This is a genomic window from Brucella sp. H1_1004, from assembly GCF_047308065.1.
In the GTDB taxonomy this organism is placed as follows: domain Bacteria; phylum Pseudomonadota; class Alphaproteobacteria; order Rhizobiales; family Rhizobiaceae; genus Brucella; species Brucella pseudogrignonensis_B.
Genome location: NZ_JAYKZA010000002.1, coordinates 1621537 through 1641365, shown reverse-complemented (window position 1 = coordinate 1641365; position 19829 = coordinate 1621537). Strand labels below are relative to the sequence as shown.

Sequence of the window (19829 nt, the reverse complement as noted above, 5' to 3'; positions counted from 1 at the left end):
CATTTCCTGTTGTGCAAGCAACATATAGATGGTTCTGCCAATTCAAAGCAGGATCGTTTCATGACTAACCACCCGCAATCGTTGGCGGGACTGGATAAGGACAATACGATGTCGAATGTTTCCATGCAGTTTCCCGATGGATCGGTGCGCGAATATGATGCCGCAACAACCGGTTTCGAGTTAGCTGAATCAATCTCCAAATCACTTGCCAAAAAAGCCGTGGCTTACGCCGTAGATGGCACCGTGCGCGATCTGTCTGATCCGCTTGGCGCTTCCGGTGCAATTGAAATTCTGACCCGCGAAGACCCGCGCGCGCTTGAATTGATCCGTCATGATACGGCACACGTTCTTGCAGAAGCCGTGCAGGAGCTTTTCCCGGGCACACAGGTTACAATTGGTCCGGTTATCGAGAATGGTTTTTATTACGACTTTGCGCGTAATGAACCGTTCACACCCGATGATCTGCCGGTGATCGAAAAGAAAATGCGCGAAATCATTCAGCGCAACAAGCCGTTCACCAAGCAGATCTGGTCACGCGAAAAGGCCAAGCAGGTTTTTGCCGATAAGGGCGAGAGCTATAAGGTCGAACTCGTTGATGCGATCGCTGAAGGTCAGGATCTCAAGATCTACAATCAGGGCGAATGGTTCGATCTTTGCCGTGGCCCGCATATGGCGTCCACAGGTCAGATCGGCAATTCATTCAAGTTGATGAAGGTTGCTGGCGCTTATTGGCGCGGCGATTCAAACAATCCAATGCTGACCCGCATTTACGGAACAGCATTTGCCAATGATGCAGATCTCAATGCTTATCTCCATATGCTTGAAGAAGCTGAGAAGCGCGATCACCGCCGTTTGGGTCGTGAAATGGACCTGTTCCATTTTCAGGAAGAAGGTCCGGGCGTTGTGTTCTGGCACGCCAAGGGCTGGCGCATGTTCCAGACGCTTGTGGCCTATATGCGTCGTCGTCTTGATAGCCATGGCTATCAGGAAGTCAATGCGCCACAGGTGCTCGACAAGTCGCTCTGGGAAACATCTGGCCATTGGGGTTGGTATCGCGACAACATGTTCAAGGTCACAGTTGCCGGTGATGATACCGACGATGACCGCGTGTTTGCACTAAAGCCAATGAATTGCCCGGGTCACGTTCAGATATTTAAGCATGGCCTTAAGTCTTATCGCGATCTGCCTATAAAGCTTGCAGAATTTGGTAATGTGCATCGTTATGAACCTTCGGGTGCTCTGCATGGTCTGATGCGCGTTCGCGGCTTCACACAGGACGACGCGCATGTGTTCTGCACCGAAGAACAGATGGCTGCGGAATGCCTGCGTATCAACGATCTTATCTTGTCGGTCTACAAGGATTTCGGCTTCAAGGAGATCACGATCAAGCTCTCGACACGCCCTGAAAAGCGCGTCGGTTCGGACGAATTGTGGGATCGCGCCGAAAGCGTGATGATGACGGTTCTTGAGCAGATCAAGGAACAGTCGGACGACATCAAGACCGGCATTTTGCCGGGCGAAGGTGCCTTCTACGGTCCGAAGTTCGAATATACGCTGAAAGACGCGATCGGTCGTGAATGGCAGTGCGGAACAACTCAGGTTGACTTCAACCTACCGGAGCGTTTCGGCGCATTCTATATCGATAGCAATTCGGAAAAGACTCAGCCGGTTATGATCCATCGCGCAATCTGCGGTTCGATGGAACGTTTCCTCGGGATTCTGATCGAAAACTTTGCTGGTCATATGCCGCTTTGGTTCGCGCCAATTCAGGTCGTTGTAGCAACCATTACATCCGACGCTGACGGTTATGCTGCTGAAGTTGCAGCTAAGCTTAAGGCTGCTGGCTTGCAGGTCGTGACTGACGTTCGCAACGAGAAGATCAACTACAAGGTCCGTGAGCATTCGGTTCAGAAGGTTCCGGTCATTCTCGTTTGCGGTATGCGTGAAGCGGAAGAAAAGACGGTCAATATGCGTCGTCTGGGGTCACGCGATCAGGAATCGATGACACTGGATCAGGCAATTGCGCGTCTCATAGAGGAAGCAACGCCGCCAGATTTGCTGCGTCTGCGCAATGCATAATAGCAAAAGGCCCGCTTAAAGCGGGCCTTTTCATTTCAGATATAATTTAATTAGTCTTGCGCGGCATCATCGTCCGTCAGCGCTTCGGATTCGCGGTTTGCGATCACCTCAACTTCTTCATTGGCGCCAGAGGTGACTTTGAAATCGCGCTGATAAATACGATCCTTGTTTTTTGCGACGGCAACATAGTCGCCCTCGATCAAAACCATGGATGAATAAGCACCAGCACTTTCACGAACAACGTCGCCAGAGGCATTTAGGATCGACCATGAAGTGTCGGCGAGGGCTTCGCCGCCTTTTTTCGCCACAAGCTTAAGAACGACCTCGGCTGCCCGATGCTGAACCGTCGCTTCTGTCAGCTTGCCTGCTTCCACACGAATATCTGCACGGATAATGGCATTCGCTGTGCCATAGTTGGAAACAACGTGATAGGTGCCGCTATTCAACCGGATGATCGTGTCTGGCTTTACATCTGGCACGATGAGCGAACGGTCGCTGTTGTCTTCATCGGCATAAATTGAGAAACGCACGAGATCACTTTTGATTTTGCCCTCGTCGGGTAAAACGGCGCTCAGTTTCATTCCGCCAGCGTCGAGCGTCATAACCTCATGACGCGTATTTTTATTGAGTGTAATGCGCTTAGTCGCACCAGCGCGCCCATAGGCAGCGTGAACAAGATAACTGCCTTCCGGCAAGTTAAAAACTGTGCTGCCACCCTTTGCTGATGCAATCAGTGCCAGTTGTCCGTCTGCGCCAACCTCCGGCGCAAATACGCGCCAAACGATTCCCGAAGAAATATCCGGTCCATCCTGATTGAGACGAGCCTTCAGATCGAGCTCGCTCGTTTTAATCAGCGGATTGTTCTCTGGACTTGTCGGGTCGGCATAGGGGCTGATTGATGGTAAATTCAGTTTGGGATCCGGGAAATTCGGCAAGCCAATCGCATTGTTAGACTGCGTTGGTCCAGTGTTTCCCGAAGGGGATTGCATTGCTGGTGCTGCTGCCGTTGCGGGTAACTCGAGCTGAAAGCTCGGTAATTTGAAACCACTGCCACCAGGACCACCTTGCGGACCACCACCAAATCCACCGCCGGGCCCACCCGGTCCACCACTCTGTCCACCGCCGGGGCCACCTGGCCCCTGCGCTAAAGCAGATGATGCGATTAGGGCAAACGAAAGTGTCGCTACAAGTGTCTTGCGGCGCGATGATTTTGCACTGTTTGCCCGAAACGGACCCAGACTATCTGACATGATGTTGTTTTGAACCGAAGCGGGTGGCGAATTCAAGGCTAAATTGGCGGACACCTTCGCAAATTTACGTTTATGCAAAAACACGAAATAGATTTTTGACTTTACTCCCTGATCTTGTCGGGCGAGAAGGAACCGCCTCCACATTAAACTGGAGTGACATATACAGATTTCAGCGATGAGGTTTCCCCCGTGACGCATCCGGTTTTTGAGTTTCTGGCGCAGCGCAGCTCCACGCCTATTTCCGCAATTTCAGAACCGGCTCCACAAGGTGCTGAACTGGAAGAGTTGCTGAAAGTTGCCGCGCGTGTGCCTGATCATGGCCGTCTGACGCCATGGCGCTTCATTCTTTATCGCGGTGATGTACGTCATAAGGTTGGTGAATATCTGGCCACGCGCGCCGAGGAGCGGGAAGGGCCGCTCAATGAAAGTCGCAAGGATCAGGAGAGGGCGCGTTTTGCGCGTGCACCACTGGTCATAGGCGTCGTCTCTTCACCAGTCGCTCATGAACGCATCCCTGAATGGGAGCAGTTTTTGTCGGCAGGTGCTGTCGCCATGAATCTTTGCACCGCAGCGAATGCGCTTGGTTATGCAACCAACTGGATTACCAACTGGTATTCCGATGATGCGCCAGCCCGTACCTATCTGGGACTTGCACCAGAAGAGCGTGTTGCCGGATTTATCCACATCGGTACGGCTGCAAACAAAATGCCAGAACGTCCGCGTGCGGATATGGATAAGATTGTTTCTGATTACTCAGGTCCATGGGTATCTTAATCGCTCTTCTGTAAAATAAGTTATAACTAACGGAAAAAGCTGATGTTTTATGAACCCTCATCTGGTCATAATCTTCCTCATAATCCATTCAAGGCAATCGTGGCACCGCGCCCTATCGGTTGGATAGGTACCCGGTCGAAAGACGGTGCGGTGAACCTTTCACCATACTCATTCTTCAATGTGGTCAGTGATACACCGCCGATGATTATGTTTTCGTCCAGCGGTTTCAAAGACAGTGTTTCATTCATCGAAGAGACGGGCGAGTTTACGGCCAGTCTGGTCAGTGATCATCTCAAAGAGCAGATGAATGCGTCTTCAGTAAGTGCGCCGCGCGGCGTGAGTGAATTCGACTATGCCGGTTTGACTGTTGCGCATAGCAAACTAATTGCGGCACCTTTTGTCAAAGAGGCTTATGCGGCACTGGAATGCGTTCTCGTCGAGATCAAGCGCTTGCAGGACAAAGAGGGCAGGCCGACCGACAATTACATGGTGATTGGCGAAGTCGTTGGTGTTCACATCGATGAAAGCGTGCTGACCGATGGGATGTTTGACATCAAAAAAGCCAAGCCGGTGACGCGCCTTGGCTATATGGACTTTGCGACGACGGATGAGGTTTATCAGATGTGTCGTCCGAAATGGGACGATAAGATTTGAGGGAAGGGGCTTTTACAGCCCCTTTTTCTTTGCCTCGCCCCAAATCGCTTCCATGTCGTCGAGTTGGGCCGCTTCAAGGCTGCTGCCCGATTCCTTCAATGATTTTTCGATAAAATCGAAGCGGCGCTTGAATTTGTCGTTCGCTGCAATCAGCGCAGTTTCCGCATCAATTTCGAGGTGTCGGCCAAGATTGACCATTGCGAAAAGCAGATCGCCATATTCTTCTGCGATATGTGCCTTGTCCTTAGCTTGCATCGCTTCTTTAAGTTCAGCTGTTTCTTCTGCGATTTTGTCGAAGATCGGTTCTGCCTCTGACCAGTCAAAGCCTACTTTGGCGGCTTTTTGCTGGAGTTTAAGAGCACGGAGCAGGGCAGGGAAAGCATTTGGAATATCGTCAAGATAACGCGTTTTCTCAACTGTTTCCAAACCAAGCTTCGCACGACGCTCGGCCCGCTCTGCTTTTTCTTCTGCCTTGATGCGGTTCCATGATCCCTTTGCCATGCCAGCACTTCTGGCTTCTGCATCACCAAAAACATGCGGGTGGCGCCGGATCATTTTGCGAGTAATGGCCTCCACAACATCGCCAAAACCGAATTTGCCGTCTTCTTCTGCCATACGTGCATGGAAAACGACCTGTAACAGCAGATCACCCAGTTCTTCGCGAAAATCATCCATATCATCGCGCTCAATGGCATCCAGCACTTCATAGACTTCTTCGAGCGTATAGGGTGCAATAGATTGTGATGTCTGCTCTACATCCCAAGGGCAGCCAGTTTTCGGATCACGCAGCGCAACCATGATTTCGAGAAGACGGTCGATATTTTGCGAGGGTTCCATCTTCACTCCGTAAGAATTGATGTCGCATTGTTGGTACAAGCTGCAAGAATCAAATGGTTTAGGTTGCGGTAAATCGTATTTTTGCATAGTCCAAAGCTAAACGCCCATGGGATCGCACATTGGTGTGCCATGTTCAACAAACAGGTATTTAAATAATGACGATTCTTGTCACAGGTGGTGCCGGATATATCGGTTCGCACACATGCGTTCAGTTGATTGAAGCTGGTCATGAAGTTGTTGTGGTCGATAACTTCGAAAACAGTAGCCCTGAATCGCTTCATCGGGTGGAGAAAATCACTGGACGCGCGCCGATCCGCGAGCCGGGAGATATCCGTGATCGTGCCTTGCTGGAAAAGATCATCACACGGCACAAATGCTCGGCAGTCATCCATTTTGCTGGATTGAAAGCCGTTGGTGAGTCGGGTGAAAAGCCGTTGCATTATTATGACTGTAACGTGCTGGGCACGTTGCGTCTGTTGCAGGCAATGGAATCGACCGGCGTAAAGACTCTCGTGTTCAGTTCGTCAGCGACAGTCTATGGTGACCCGCAAAAGCTGCCGATCACCGAAGATCAGTCGCTTTCTGCAACAAACCCTTATGGTCGCACGAAACTTGTGGTCGAAGATATGCTGCGCGATCTCTATAACAGTGATAGCAGCTGGAAAATCGCGATTCTGCGTTATTTCAACCCTGTTGGTGCGCATGAAAGTGGTCTGATTGGTGAAGACCCAAAGGGTATTCCCAACAATCTGATGCCGATTATTGCGCAAGTCGCGACCGGGCGTCGTGAAAAACTCAATGTCTGGGGCAATGATTACCCGACGCCAGACGGAACAGGCGTTCGCGATTATATCCATGTCGTTGACCTTGCAGCCGGTCATCTCAAAGCACTGAAAAAGCTTGAAGAACCACAGTGCTTCTCAGTCAATTTGGGAACCGGGCAGGGCTATAGCGTGTTCGATGTTGTTAAGGCTTTCGAGCATGTCTCTAATCGTGAAATCAAATATGAAATTGCCCCTCGTCGTCCAGGCGATGTGGCCGAATGCTATGCCGATCCGGCATTTGCACGCGATTTTCTAGGCTGGACTGCGCAGAAGGATTTGCGCGAAATGTGCAGGGATATGTGGAACTGGCAGTCCAAAAATCCGAATGGATACGAACCTGACTGATGATGCCCAGCTTCCCGCAAATGTGAACTGATAAGCTGCTTTGCCTATCCTTTAGTATTGTACCAAAGTCTGATTGGACTATTACAACAAGGGAAAGGGCTGCCCAGTTTGCGGCCTGAAGGGTTTACGCGGGCTTATAAGGACTATCGAGATAATGCGTTTTATACCGGACAAATTCACCTGTATGTTGATTGCAACTATTGTGCTTGCGTCATTTCTTCCAGTGCAAGGTGATTTTGCCGAGTGGTTTGGAATAGCGACCAAAATCGCTGTTGGGCTTCTGTTCTTCCTTCATGGTGCTCGTTTATCGCGTGAAGCAGTCGTTGCTGGCGTCACGCATTGGCGTCTGCATCTTGCTGTCGCAAGCTCCACATTCATTCTGTTTCCTATCCTCGGCTTGGTTGCCGGCTGGACCATTCCGGGACTATCGCAATCGCCATTTTATCTCGGTATTCTTTATCTCTGTGTTCTGCCTTCGACTGTGCAATCGTCGATTGCTTTCACGTCGATGGCGGGTGGCAATGTGTCCGCCGCAATTGTTTCAGCATCCGCTTCCAACATTTTCGGTATGTTTTTAACGCCGTTGCTCGTGGGCCTATTGTTCGCTGTTAAGGGCGGCGGTGGAATTTCCGTCGATGCACTTGAATCTATCTTGCTGCAATTGCTCGCGCCGTTTTTGCTTGGCCAGATTCTTCAGCCATGGATCGGCAATTTTATGCGTCGTCACGGCAAGTCGTTGGGTCTTGTTGATCGCGGTTCGATCCTGATGGTGGTCTATCTTGCGTTCAGTGAAGCGGTAGTTGAAGGCTTGTGGCACAAGGTTTCGTGGAACGATCTGAGTGTAATGATCGGCGTCAATATCCTGCTTCTGGTGATTGTAATGCTCGCCACCTGGTATGGAAGTAAATGGCTTGGATTCAATCGCGCCGACCGGATTACGATCATGTTCTGCGGCTCCAAGAAAAGCCTTGCCAGTGGTGCGCCGATGGCGAGCGCTATTTTCATCGGTGCTGATGTGGGCAGTATCGTATTGCCGCTGATGCTGTTTCATCAAATACAGCTTATGGCTTGTGCCGTTATTGCGCGAAAACTTGCTGATCATAAACCCACATCCAACACGGTAACGTCGGCAGCAGAATAGAACTGTTCTTGCTGTCAAAGCGTTATAAGGTTAGGAGGGCAGGAGGTCTCAAGAAAAGGCAATGCATATGTCCGAGCAGAACGGCAAATCCACTGATACAGAGTCATTTGATCAGGAAGCTTTAGCAGAAGCTTACAATCAGGCACTTGCGCTGGAAAAAGCTGGCGATTTGGATGCTGCCGCGCTGGCCTATCAGGCTGTTCTTGAAATAGATCCCGAGGATCACGGAGGCGCTGCTGTGCGTCTTGCGAGCATGGGACGTGGCGCTGTCCCGCCCAAAGCACCAGATGCCTATGTATCGACGTTGTTTGATCAACATGCTGAAATGTTTGATACAATTCTTGTCGATCAGCTTGGCTATGATGTGCCGTTGCAATTGCGCGAAATGCTTCTCGAAATGGACGAAGAGTTTCGGGCTGAGAGAATGCTTGATCTCGGCTGCGGAACCGGACTTTCAGCCGACGCGCTGGATGATATGGCTGACCACAAAACTGGCGTTGATATCTCCGAAAACATGATCGAAGTCGCCTATGAAAAAGGTGATTATGATGCGCTGTTTGTAGGTGAAGCGGTGCGCTTCCTTGAAGAGACAAAGGAGGACGCTTGGGATCTGATCGTCGCCACAGACGTGCTGCCTTACATGGGGGCTCTTGAGCAATTCTTCGCTGGAGTGGCGGCGCATTTGACATCTGGCGGCTATTTTAGTTTCTCAAGCGAAACACAGCCTGACGAGCGATTTACTGGGCGTAATTTCATGGTCGGCGATTATCAGCGCTTTGCACATGCTCAGACATATGTACGTTCGCTTCTATTTAAGCATGGTATGGAATGCATCCGCTGCGAAGACATTGTTGTTCGCAGTGAGCAAGGTTCGCCAGTATCTGGACATCTTTACATCGCCAAACGCCACTGATCTTAGAACGGCCAGCACAATTTAGTTCCATAATATAGCTTATGCGATCATCGATTGTGGCCGGGGTGGGTTCTAATTTGAAGTGCGACTTGCAAATGATAACAATGAGTTATCCAATGCAAGGAACTCGTCATGGACCGCACCTATACGCATAATAATCGGGATTTTCGACGTTGAGTTGAGTTCTGGCAGGATGTGAGCATTTCTCGGTTTAGAGATAAAAGCGAAGCCGTCGGAACTTTAACGATCACGGCGCGTTTAAAAAAAGATGTTGGCATATATATTTAAAATCGACTTATATAATATACGCATAAGCACATATGATTTCAAAGATTTAGACTGATGTTGGCGCTTTGATTGGCTTTAGGAGAGGACGGGTTCATGGTTAAAATAACAGCAGCCTTGGTTGCGCTGCTTATTATTTCGGGTTGCACAAGCACTGAAAAAGACGTCAGCATTGGCACAGTCGCTGGTGCGGCTATTGGCGGTATTGCTGGTGGTGGACGTGGCGCGTTGATCGGTGCTGGCGCGGGAGCTCTTGGCGGTCTTTTGGTTCGTAATCTCCGCAACGGAAATTGCGAATATAGAAATAGCCGCGGCAAAATCTATACTGCTCGTTGCCGCTAAGAATGTGAGGCAGGGCCATAAGCCCTGCCCCATTTTAAATTTTCAAACATAATGACAAAAGCGAGTTCGCGTCACTTTGTCTCGTTTTCAATTTTCAAGTTGACTAGAATTTAGATTTTTTGGCCGACATCAATGCGATTTCCATCCGGGTCTTCAAAGACAAAAGCCCGCAATCCATAGTCCTTATCTTGTAAACCTTTTATGATCCGCAGTCCGTTCTGCTTGCATAGTGTGTGCAGAGCGTCGACATCATCAACCAGCATATGAGCAATGTTGAAATTTGCAGCCTTATGCTCTTTTTGCAGCGATAAATGCAATTCGCCGTTCTCGCGGCGCAGGATCATGAAACCCACCGGATTTCCGTTCTCAAAGACTTTTTCAAAGCCCAGTACATTCATGTAAAAACTGCAGGCCCGGTCCATATCTTTAACGGGAATCATAACTGCAATTCGTCCGAAACCGACATTCTGATTAGCGACATTGTTCATCGCGTAACCTCTGTTTGCGAAGGCCTAGCCTCCAGACAGACGGTGCTGTTGAAAGAAATGCGCTTCATTGTTTTTATGAGAAGGACGGTGCCAACGCCCTATTCCTACTTTGTTTTCAGTTGCTTTGGAACTCGTCTGTGTTGATTAAGATCATTTTTCGGCAGACGTATTTTGATATAGCTGCTGGGAGTTGATCTAAGACGAAAGCATGCGTGTAATAGTCGGCTGTTTAGGCTATTACCTCTATGCGCCGACTCCGAATGCCAGTGTGAGTATCCCTGCACGGAGAGCGTTGTTTCCAGCTTTTTTGGCTGGTCTGCAAGGAAGGTAAATTACATGTTGGAAGCTCGTATCAGGAACATATCTCTGCGTGACAAGATCATCACTGCGGAAGAAGCAGCAAGCCTGATAAAAGATGGCATGATTGTCGGCATGAGTGGCTTTACCCGCGCAGGTGATGCGAAGGCGGTTCCTCTCGCAATGGCAGCGCGTGCGAAGGATGATCCGTTTCAGATTACGCTGATTACCGGCGCTTCGCTTGGTCACGATGTCGACAAGCTATTGACAGAGGCTCATGTTCTTGCACGCCGTATGCCGTTTCAGGTCGACCGGACTTTGCGTTCAGCCATCAATCGCGGTGAAGTCATGTTTATCGATCAGCACCTGTCCGAAACCGTCGAGCAGCTGCGTTCCAACCAGATTGGCCCGATTGATTACGCCGTTGTTGAGGCTCTGGCAATTACCGAGAATGGCGGGATTATCCCCACAACTTCCATTGGCAACTCTGCAAGTTTTGCAATCCTTGCTGAGAAAGTGATTGTTGAGGTTAACCTCAATCAGCCATTGGCGCTGGAAGGGCTTCACGACATTTATATTCCAACCAAGCGCCCTTCCCGCGACCCTATCCCTGTGACTGCTTGTGATAGTCGCGTTGGTTTGCCCTATATTCCAATTCCGCCCGAGAAAATCGCTGGTATCGTTATAACCCAAGAAAACGATAGCGCATCTACTGTTGAGCCCGCTGATGTCGAAACCGTTGCGATTGCTTCACACCTGATCAAATTTCTATTGAGCGAGGTTGACGCCGGTCGTCTCGATCTGACGCTTAACCCGCTGCAGGCTGGTATTGGGACGATTGCTAATGCGGTTCTGAATGGATTTTCTGAAAGCCCTTTCCATAATTTGCGGATGTATAGCGAGGTGTTACAGGATAGCACTTTCGACCTGTTTGACGCAGGCAAACTTGATTATGCGTCGGGTTCATCGATCACGCTAAGCCCGGAATGTGGTGAGCGCGTATTCAACAATATTGATCGTTATCGCGATAAGCTGATCCTGCGCCCGCAGGAAATCAGCAATCATCCGGAAGTTATTCGTCGTCTTGGCATTATCGGCATCAACACGGCACTTGAGTTTGATATTTACGGCAATGTAAATTCCACGCATGTGGATGGAACGCATATGATGAATGGTATTGGCGGTTCGGGTGACTTTGCGCGCAACGCCTATATTTCGATTTTCGTCAGCAAGTCTGAAGCGAAGAATGGAGCCATATCTTCAATTGTTCCGATGGTGACCCATGTTGACCATACCGAGCACGATGTGGATATCCTTGTTACCGAACAGGGGCTGGCGGATCTGCGTGGTTTAGCACCGCGTGAACGCGCAGAGCTTATCATTAATAATTGCGCTCATCCTGATTATCGTGACCAGTTACACGACTATTTTGATCGTGCGTGCCAACGCGGCGGGCATACCCCTCACCTGCTTGAGGAAGCTTTCAGCTGGCATAGCCAACGTCAAACGACTGGCAGTATGTTAAAATAGTTGTCGATAGAAAATTATCGGCGACGTAAGTCGCCGATTTATGATCAAAATTATGGGAACCTTATTCTGATTGGAACGTTAACTGGCACATCATTTCTTCAATTAGGTGATGCCGAGTGAGACTATGCAACTTAAAAAATAAGTAAGGCACCTCATTCGCTAGTTCACTCTTCGGTTTGGCAATGGAACAGCCACTGACTGAGTTTTAAACAGACGTTCCGGGAAAGGCCCGACTGCCTATGTCAATCCTAATCAGCCTTCTGATAACGGTTCTGGTTATCTTTCTCGTTCTTTATCTTATCAATATGTTGCCGCTGGATGGTAAGGTAAAACAAATCGCTCAGATTATTGTAATCATTATCGGTATAATATCGCTGCTTAAGTATTTGGCAGTCTTCTAGATAGTTGGCGATATAAGAGTTTAGTGCTAAGGGCGCCCATTTGGGTGCCCTTAGCATTTCTGTGAATAGATTTTAGAGAATTATAGATTAGTAACATGTTAAAAATTTCATTCCCTGTTATTTTTTTAAAGGTAGTTGTTGTGCGGATAAACTATAGGTAATATAGAACTGTGCTCTACCATAGATTGTGTCTTTATTGGCACGCATGTAATTAAAATTGCATCGGTGGCGAGACTTAACTTTTCCCACCAAAGCGCTCCTCTTATAAGACCCACAATAATTAGGTCTGTTCACAGAGGGTTCAGAAGCAGACACCTAAAAGATCGTCGTTGGGCTTGGGGGGATAGGCATGAAGTCGGCTATTTGGAAGGCAGCGTTAATCACGTTGTCTGTCGTGTTGTTTTCTGTGGGAACGAGTATGGCCGTCGGCTACTTCTCTGGTGGGAAGCCGAGTATTGTCACAATTAGTCTCAGCGCTGGCATTCCATCGGTGACGGCATTCCCATCTCTCTTCTATATTTTTCTTCAGCATAACAAGCTAGCCGAAGCGTATGTTCAGCTTGAAAAGGCTCATAGCGAATTGCAGGCGCGCTCACGCGTTGATCATATGACTGGCTTGCTTAATCGAGAAGCATTGTTTGATGCGATGAAAATTAGCCGTTCGCGCATTGAAAGTGGAACCCTGCTGGTTATCGATGCTGACCACTTCAAAGCAATCAATGATACGTTCGGACATAGTGTTGGTGATCGCGCACTCAAGCTGATTGCTTTTGCACTGCAGAATGTGACCCGCAAAGGTGATCTGGTTGGGCGCATCGGTGGCGAAGAATTCTGCGTTTTTCTTCCGGGAGCCACAGGCGAAACTGGTGTTCGCGTTGCGCAGCGCATCCGTGCTGAAGTGGAAAACACACCATTCCACGCCACGGAATATCAGATATATCCGTTGACGATCAGTATCGGTGTTGCATCGGCCCCAAAGAACGAAACCAATTCTCAAGTGCTAAGCCGTGCTGATCGCTGCCTTTACATGGCTAAGCAGCGCGGTCGCAATTGTGTTGTTTTCGATGAAGAAAGCGGTCGCATTACGGGCGCATCTGTTGTTTCTATTACTAACGGACGCGAAATCGCACGCGGTTAAATCATTCCCACGGAGTGACTTCTTCCTCCGACCAGCCGACGGGCACAAAACCCATTCTCTGATACAGTTGCAGCGCACGCGGGTTATCAAGCGTATTCGTATGAATAGCCACTTTCTGCGGTCCGTGTGACCATGCGGTTGAAATGGCTTCATTCAGGAAAAACTTTCCAAGCCCCCGCCCCTGATAGTCTGGCATGAGACCGAAATAAAGTATCTCAGCCGTTTCTGGCAACGCCGACAAATCAAGCTCTAAAAGCCCTGCTGGGTTGCCATCGACGTAGAGAACGTGGATTTCGGCGGTTTCCGCATGGATCGCGGCAGCCACTTCCGCGTCGGTTTGCACGCGGCGCATCATCCAATGATGCTGGCGTCCGACCTGTTCATAAAGATAACGGTAGAAATGCACCGGTGTTTGTGTCGAACGCATCAGTGCAAGGCGCAGGCCAGATGGCACTGGAACCGAAAGCGCAGGACGCGCTGTCATTTCCAGATGGGTCACTCTGGCTATCAATTTTTCAGCCATGCTTAGTCTGCTTCGCCGGTCACCACAGGCGTATCCTGCCTGCTACCCCATTCGCTCCACGAACCATCATAAAGCCGGTTGTCTTCATGGCCCAATGAGGTCAATGCGAGTGTGATAACGGCAGCGGTTACGCCGGAGCCGCAGCTGGTGACGACCGGCTTGTTGAGGTCAACACCGGCATCAGCAAAGATTTTGCGAAGGCTATCAAGGCTTTTCAGTTCACCATTTTCAGACAGAGTACCAACAGGAACGTTTCGTGCGCCCGGCATATGGCCTGATCGCATGCCTTTACGTGGTTCGGCATCGCGACCCGTGAAACGTCCGGCAGCCCGCGCATCAGCAATCTGAGAGCTGCGTTTGTCCACGATTTTGCTCATCTCTTCGAAGCTAACAACTTTGGCTTCGTTGAATGAAGGTGTGAAAAGCGTTGCGGCGATTTTTGTAACTTCATTGGTGACTGGAAATCCTGCCGCCTTCCAGCCATCTAAACCACCATCAAGCACCAAAACATTTTTTACGCCCATTAAGCGGAACATCCACCAGACACGCGGCGCGGAAAACATGCCGGGGCCATCATAGACAACAACAGTCTCATCCGCCGTAATGCCCATCGCACCAACATGACGGGCAAAAAGCTCTGGCGATGGCAAGGTGTGGGGGAGGCCAGATTCTTTGTCGGCAATCAGATCCTGATCGAAGAAGACTGCGCCCGGAATGTGCGCTGCATCATATTCGTCACGACCATTGCGACCGGCTGCTGGCAAATACCAGGATGCATCCACGATTGCGAGACCCGGCTCGCCCAGACGAGCTTTCAGATCATCGCGGGAGATAACAAATGCGCTTTTGTCGGACATGATTGCTCCTGAGCTTACACTAGTGGTGCATTGCCAAATCGAATGCGGAAGCGGCGGTTTTCCTTGCCCTTCTTTTCGATTTTGCCGATGTGGATTTCACCCACTTCTTGCGTGGTAGAAACGTGTGTTCCGCCGCAAGGTTGCGAATCCACCGAACCATTTTCACCAATGACCACCAGACGAAGATGCCCTGCGCCAACGGGCGGGCGTACATTCTTTGACTTCACAATATCTGGATTGGCCAGAAACTCTTCATCGGTAATCCAGTTCAGCATGACTGGATCATTGGCCTTCACCATCTCCATCAGCTTTTCAGTGACGAATTCCTTGGTGTAGCTCGCGTCAGGTAAATCAAAATCGACGCGACTTTCCTCTTCACCAACCGCAGCACCGGTGATTGGAAACGGGCACGCGACAGAAAGTAGATGACAGGCCGTGTGCATACGCATCAGCTTGTAGCGGCGCTCCCAATTGATATGCAGAACCAGCTTCTCGCCAATCGCGGGAAACGCCTGCCCTTCGGCTGGCACATGGACGATTTCGCTTTTGTTTTCGCCGGTAACAGTTGCAGCAATTTCAATGCGCGATCCATCAGCACGTTCAAAAAAGCCAGTATCTCCCGGCTGTCCGCCGGAAGTGGCATAAAAATTGGTCTGATCAAGAATAATGCCGCCGGTGTCTGTCACAGCCAAGACAGAGCCCTCCGCGCTTTTAAGATATGCATCTTCGCGGAACAAAGCTTCAGTCTCATATGCCATGGTCAGTCCTCGTAGGGGATGTCAATTTCAGTCTCCGTTTCCAGCCAACCCGGCACTGGCAAGTTTTTGCCGCGCAGGAAGGCCGGATTAAACAGCTTGGACTGGTAACGATTACCATAGTCGCAAAGCACGGTCACAATGGTGTGCCCCGGCCCGAGATCTTTTGCAAGGCGGATTGCACCGGCAATATTGATGCCTGAAGAACCGCCGAGGCAAAGCCCCTCCTCCTGCACCAAATCAAACAGAATATCGAGCGCGTCCGCATCGCCAACACGGTAGGAAAAATCGGGTTTGAAACCTTCGAGATTGGCCGTGATGCGCCCCTGCCCGATGCCTTCTGTGATCGAATCACCTTCTGATTTCAATTCGCCCTTCGTGTAGAAGGAATGAAGCGCTGCGCCATGCGGATCAGCGAGAGCGATCTTGATATCGGCGTTCTTATCCTTGAGGCCAAAGGCAGTGCCTGCAAGTGTCCCACCTGAGCCCACAGCCGAGACAAAACCATCGACCTTGCCATTGCTATCGCGCCAGATTTCCTGCGCAGTGGTTTCAATATGTGCGATGCGATTGGCAACATTGTCGAACTGATTGGCCCAGATTGCGCCATTGGGTTCGGTCTTCGCAAGCTGCTCGGCGAGACGACCGGACAGCCGCACATAATTGTTCGGATTGCGGTAAGGCGCGGCAGGAACCTCAATCAGCTCAGCTCCCAACAGGCGCAGCGCGTCCTTCTTTTCCTGACTTTGTGTTTCAGGGATAACAATCACAGTGCGATAGCCAAGTGCCTTCGCAACAAATGTGAGGCCAATGCCGGTATTTCCAGCTGTACCTTCAACAATAACGCCACCGGGCTTTAGCAGGCCGCGCTTTTCAGCATCACGGATAATATAGAGTGCTGCGCGGTCCTTAACCGACTGGCCGGGATTGAGAAACTCAGCCTTGCCGTAGATTTCACAACCTGTGATTTCAGAAGCCTTTTTCAAGCGGATCAGTGGGGTGTTGCCGATAGCATCAAGTGCGGAATTGAGCATGGCTTCTGTTCCTTCTGTTGAGAGGAAACTATGTTGAAGCATGGCTTTCTTCAAGCAAGCGCGAAATAATTTTCCGTGTGAAAGCGCAATTGCAAACTGGTTAGTATCAATGAAACGAAAAAACCGCCCTGTTGAGGGCGGTTTAAAGTAAATGTCATTCTGGCAGATTAAGCAGCGCGCTGACCGCCACCGCCGGCACCAGGACGGCGCTTGCGATGGAATGGACGCTTTGGCTTTGCAGCGGCTTCACCACTTGCAGGTTTTGCAGCCGGGGTTGCACGGTGTTCACCAGACTTTGCCATTTTGTGAGCTGGACGACGATGCTTCTGTGGAACGCCGTGCGAACCGGGCTTGCGGTCCGAACGTGGCTTGTCTTCTCCATCGTCGAACTTTGCGACTGGTGCAGGTGCCAGCTTAACAGGCGCTTCCTTAATGGTCAGCTTGTTACGCGTCACACGCTCAACGGCGCGCAGCTTTGTGTCTTCCGTTGCTGCATCATAGAGCGTGATCGAAGCACCGCTTGCGCCGTTACGACCGGTACGGCCAATACGGTGCACATAGGTTTCAGGCTCATCGGGCAGGTCGTAATTGACGACATGGCTGATGCCCGGAACGTCAATGCCGCGTGCAGCAATGTCGGTCGCAACCAGAATGCGCAATGTACCATCGCGGAAACCGTTCAGCGCGCGCTGGCGGGCGTTCTGCGACTTGTTGCCGTGAATTGCTGCAACATCAAAACCATCGCGTTCGAGATGGCGAACAACGGCATCTGCACCATGCTTGGTACGGGTGAAGACGATAACCGACTTCATGCCCTTATCGCCAAGAAGACCAGAGAGCAGACGGCGCTTATCTCTGGTTGGAACCGGATGCACAACCTGTGTGATTTCAGCGGCCGTTGTGCCCTGCGGTGCAACTTCAACGCGTACTGGGGTTCGTAGCAGGCTCTGTGCGAGTTCTGCGATTTCCTTTGGCATTGTTGCCGAGAAAAGCGCTGTCTGGCGGTTCTTATGTGTGCCCTTGGCAATACGCTTCACATCATTGATGAAGCCCATGTCGAGCATACGGTCAGCTTCATCGAGAACCAGCCAACGGGTTTCCGACAGATCAACGCAATTTTCGCGGACCAGATCGGTGAGCCGACCCGGGGTTGCGATCAGAACGTCCACGCCGCCCTGCATGCGCTTGATCTGGCTCAGACGCGACACACCGCCGAGAATAAGCGCGGTGGAGATATGGGCCTGCTTGGCAACAGTGCGGATTGTTTCTTCGATCTGCACAGCCAGTTCGCGGGTTGGTGCGAGGATCAGCGCACGTGCAGTCTTGCCTTTACGCTTGTCGCCAAGTGCAATTATTTTCTGAAGGATCGGCAGGCTGAATGCAGCAGTCTTGCCCGAACCTGTTTGTGCGATGCCCAGAATGTCGCGACCTTCCAGCTGATACGGAATGGCCTGCGTCTGGATCGGCTTTGGCTCGGTCATACCAGCAGCTTCAACGCCTTTAAGCAGAACGCCAGTAATACCCAGAGCGGCAAAGCCGCTGGTGCTTTCAGCAATATTTTCAGTCGTCAATTTAAACTCTTTCGGCGGCACCGCAAAGTTGCGGTCCGCTTTAAAATTTCGGACAAGCGCAACTTGCCGAACGGGAATTTCATGGATGTACGACGGGACGCCGGAAACAATCCGGTCGACTTGCGCTGCCGTGCCCGAAACAAGCCGGGTCTCCCCTGCTATCAGACCATTCTGACTGCAAGAGGCGAGACGCAACAAGTCCAATTCCGGGAAGGCTGAAATTGTTCAGCCCATGCGCCTGAGCCGCCATATGGGGTATTATGCCCCAAAAAGCAAATGAATTTTATCTTTAGCTCTATCAGATGATGAAATCTGCAAGCACCTGATTGTCTGTAATATCCTGATAAGCCCAGCCCGCTTCCGCAAACTTCTTTTCAAGAATTTTGAAATTTCCAGCATTCTTAGTTTCAATGCCAATCAGCACAGAACCAAAATTACGCGCAGATTTCTTCAGATATTCGAAGCGGGCAACGTCGTCTTCTGGTCCAAGCAGGTCGAGGAACGAACGCAGCGCACCGGGACGCTGCGGGAAGCGGAAAATGAAATATTTCTTCAAGCCTTCATAGCGGAGCGCACGTTCTTTGACGTCCGGCAGGCGTTCAAAATCGAAATTGCCGCCCGATACGACGATAACAATACGCTTGCCTTTAAGCTCGCTTTTCTTAAAATCCTTGAGCGCATCAATCCCGAGCGCCCCGGCCGGCTCAAGCACAACGCCTTCAATATTGAGCATTTCAACCATTGTGGAGCACAGGCGGTTTTCTGGAACCGTGATCACAGCCCCCTTATCGAAGCCTTTGAGAAGCTTGAAGTTTTCTTTGCCAATTTCAGCAACGGCTGCGCCATCGACGAAATTATCAACCTGTGAAAGTTTAATCCGCTTGCCTGCTTCAAGGCTACCTTTAAGGCTTGAAGCACCTTGTGGTTCAACAAAGCGATAAGACGCTTTCCGGCCAATCCCATCGAAATACTGCGTCACACCTGCAGACAAGCCACCACCGCCAACTGGCAGAAATACGAAATCTGGCTTCTTGCCATCAGGCAATTGACGTTCGATTTCGAGCGCAACAGTCGCCTGCCCTTCTATGATGCCCTGATGATCAAATGGCGGCACCATAACGCCGCTGTTTTCTGCTGCATATTCCTGTGAAGCGGCATAGCAGACGTCGAAAATATCGCCGACGAGTTTGATTTCGATAAATTCCGCACCAAAAGCGCGTGTCTTGTCGATTTTCTGCTGCGGCGTCGTCACGGGCATGAACACAACGCCCTTACGGCCAAAATGCCGACAGGCGAAGGCAAAGCCCTGTGCGTGATTGCCAGCCGAAGCACAGACAAAAACTGCATTTTCGTTCGTTGTCTTCACTGCGCGCGAAATGAAATTGAAAGCACCGCGTATTTTATAAGAGCGTACCGGCGTCAAATCTTCACGCTTGAGCCAAATCTCTGCGCCATATTTACGTGAAAGATAGTCATTGAGCTGCAACGGTGTCTCTGGAAAGAGCGCACGCATGGCAGTTTCAGCTTGAGCTACGGCTTTAACGAAGGCGTTCATTGGTCGGCTTTCTGCATCCATAAAGATATTTGCGCATGGCTACATGCCTTTCGTGCCGCAAACAAGCTTGAAACACGAAACATGAGTATAGTAGTTATATTTTACCAAGGGGCAGATGGTGCGGTCGGCGGGACTTGAACCCGCAAGCCTAAAAGGCGACGGATTTTAAGTCCGTTGCGTATACCAATTTCGCCACGACCGCAGCTGAGACCTTCTATGTCATGATTTGTGAAGCA

At 50.4% G+C, this 19829-nt stretch carries 18 protein-coding genes, 1 tRNA gene and 1 pseudogene; 10 read left to right on the top strand and 10 right to left on the bottom strand.

Going from position 1 to position 19829, the window contains the following annotated elements; translation table 11 throughout:
• Nucleotides 1–108 precede the first annotated feature (108 nt).
• Nucleotides 109–2079, top strand: coding sequence for a threonine--tRNA ligase (thrS, locus tag U2P60_RS15320; RefSeq protein ID WP_413573818.1), 1971 nt, complete (start codon nt 109–111; stop codon nt 2077–2079).
• A 50-nt stretch (nt 2080–2129) separates the two neighbouring features.
• Here thrS and U2P60_RS15315 read toward each other — a convergent pair whose 3' ends face one another.
• A complete protein-coding gene (locus U2P60_RS15315; RefSeq protein WP_409558641.1) occupies nt 2130–3068 on the bottom strand; it encodes a hypothetical protein in 939 nt (312 codons plus the stop codon).
• 450 nt (nt 3069–3518) lie between these two features.
• Between U2P60_RS15315 and U2P60_RS15310 the strand changes: the two genes are divergently transcribed.
• Together U2P60_RS15310 and U2P60_RS15305 are read left to right on the top strand one after the other, a co-directional pair.
• A complete protein-coding gene (locus tag U2P60_RS15310) occupies nt 3519–4103 on the top strand; it encodes a nitroreductase (protein WP_413573259.1) in 585 nt (194 codons plus the stop codon).
• A gap of 42 nt (nt 4104–4145) precedes the next feature.
• Nucleotides 4146–4757, top strand: a complete 612-nt coding sequence (locus U2P60_RS15305) for a flavin reductase family protein (protein ID WP_413573258.1) — start codon at nt 4146–4148, stop codon at nt 4755–4757.
• A 12-nt stretch (nt 4758–4769) separates the two neighbouring features.
• On the opposite strand, the gene mazG is transcribed toward U2P60_RS15305, so the two are convergent.
• The gene (mazG, locus tag U2P60_RS15300) at nt 4770–5594 is read right to left on the bottom strand and encodes a nucleoside triphosphate pyrophosphohydrolase (RefSeq protein WP_413573257.1); all 825 of its coding nucleotides are present in this window, start codon (nt 5592–5594) and stop codon (nt 4770–4772) included.
• A gap of 155 nt (nt 5595–5749) precedes the next feature.
• Between mazG and galE the strand changes: the two genes are divergently transcribed.
• The 4 genes from galE to U2P60_RS15280 all read left to right on the top strand — a co-directional run bounded on the left by galE (nt 5750) and on the right by U2P60_RS15280 (nt 9444).
• Nucleotides 5750–6763, top strand: a complete 1014-nt coding sequence (galE, locus tag U2P60_RS15295) for a UDP-glucose 4-epimerase GalE (RefSeq protein WP_413573256.1) — start codon at nt 5750–5752, stop codon at nt 6761–6763.
• Between the two features lie 154 nt (nt 6764–6917).
• Complete coding sequence (locus tag U2P60_RS15290; protein ID WP_413573255.1) at nt 6918–7904, top strand: bile acid:sodium symporter family protein; 987 nt, start codon at nt 6918–6920, stop codon at nt 7902–7904.
• A gap of 67 nt (nt 7905–7971) precedes the next feature.
• Complete coding sequence (locus U2P60_RS15285) at nt 7972–8817, top strand: class I SAM-dependent DNA methyltransferase (protein WP_413573254.1); 846 nt, start codon at nt 7972–7974, stop codon at nt 8815–8817.
• A 381-nt stretch (nt 8818–9198) separates the two neighbouring features.
• A complete protein-coding gene (locus tag U2P60_RS15280) occupies nt 9199–9444 on the top strand; it encodes a YMGG-like glycine zipper-containing protein (RefSeq protein WP_313826496.1) in 246 nt (81 codons plus the stop codon).
• A gap of 110 nt (nt 9445–9554) precedes the next feature.
• Here U2P60_RS15280 and U2P60_RS15275 read toward each other — a convergent pair whose 3' ends face one another.
• Nucleotides 9555–9932, bottom strand: coding sequence for a glyoxalase superfamily protein (locus U2P60_RS15275; RefSeq protein WP_313826497.1), 378 nt, complete (start codon nt 9930–9932; stop codon nt 9555–9557).
• 336 nt (nt 9933–10268) lie between these two features.
• Here U2P60_RS15275 and U2P60_RS15270 point away from each other — a divergent pair, with 336 nt between their 5' ends.
• From U2P60_RS15270 to U2P60_RS15260, 3 genes are all read left to right on the top strand, one after another.
• Nucleotides 10269–11759, top strand: a complete 1491-nt coding sequence (locus U2P60_RS15270) for an acetyl-CoA hydrolase/transferase family protein (RefSeq protein ID WP_413573253.1) — start codon at nt 10269–10271, stop codon at nt 11757–11759.
• Nucleotides 11760–11998: 239 nt separating this feature from the next.
• Nucleotides 11999–12160, top strand: coding sequence for a Thivi_2564 family membrane protein (locus tag U2P60_RS15265; protein WP_313826499.1), 162 nt, complete (start codon nt 11999–12001; stop codon nt 12158–12160).
• A gap of 349 nt (nt 12161–12509) precedes the next feature.
• The gene (locus U2P60_RS15260) at nt 12510–13298 is read left to right on the top strand and encodes a GGDEF domain-containing protein (RefSeq protein ID WP_413573252.1); all 789 of its coding nucleotides are present in this window, start codon (nt 12510–12512) and stop codon (nt 13296–13298) included.
• A gap of 1 nt (nt 13299) precedes the next feature.
• Here U2P60_RS15260 and U2P60_RS15255 read toward each other — a convergent pair whose 3' ends face one another.
• The 7 genes and pseudogenes from U2P60_RS15255 to U2P60_RS15225 all read right to left on the bottom strand — a co-directional run bounded on the left by U2P60_RS15255 (nt 13300) and on the right by U2P60_RS15225 (nt 19795).
• The gene (locus tag U2P60_RS15255; protein ID WP_413573251.1) at nt 13300–13821 is read right to left on the bottom strand and encodes a GNAT family N-acetyltransferase; all 522 of its coding nucleotides are present in this window, start codon (nt 13819–13821) and stop codon (nt 13300–13302) included.
• A gap of 2 nt (nt 13822–13823) precedes the next feature.
• Nucleotides 13824–14678 (bottom strand): 3-mercaptopyruvate sulfurtransferase, encoded by an 855-nt coding sequence (sseA, locus tag U2P60_RS15250; RefSeq protein ID WP_413573250.1) that lies wholly within the window; start codon nt 14676–14678, stop codon nt 13824–13826.
• A gap of 14 nt (nt 14679–14692) precedes the next feature.
• Nucleotides 14693–15436, bottom strand: a complete 744-nt coding sequence (locus tag U2P60_RS15245) for an alanyl-tRNA editing protein (protein WP_413573249.1) — start codon at nt 15434–15436, stop codon at nt 14693–14695.
• Nucleotides 15437–15438: 2 nt separating this feature from the next.
• A complete protein-coding gene (locus U2P60_RS15240; RefSeq protein ID WP_413573817.1) occupies nt 15439–16467 on the bottom strand; it encodes a cysteine synthase A in 1029 nt (342 codons plus the stop codon).
• Nucleotides 16468–16634: 167 nt separating this feature from the next.
• Nucleotides 16635–18288 (bottom strand): annotated as a pseudogene (locus U2P60_RS15235) (DEAD/DEAH box helicase).
• 48 nt (nt 18289–18336) lie between these two features.
• Nucleotides 18337–19593 carry a threonine ammonia-lyase IlvA gene (ilvA, locus tag U2P60_RS15230; RefSeq protein ID WP_413573248.1) on the bottom strand — a complete coding sequence of 419 codons (1257 nt, stop codon included), beginning with the start codon at nt 19591–19593 and terminating at the stop codon, nt 18337–18339.
• Nucleotides 19594–19709: 116 nt separating this feature from the next.
• Nucleotides 19710–19795, bottom strand: a tRNA-Leu gene (locus tag U2P60_RS15225).
• Between the last annotated feature and the right edge of the window lie 34 nt (nt 19796–19829).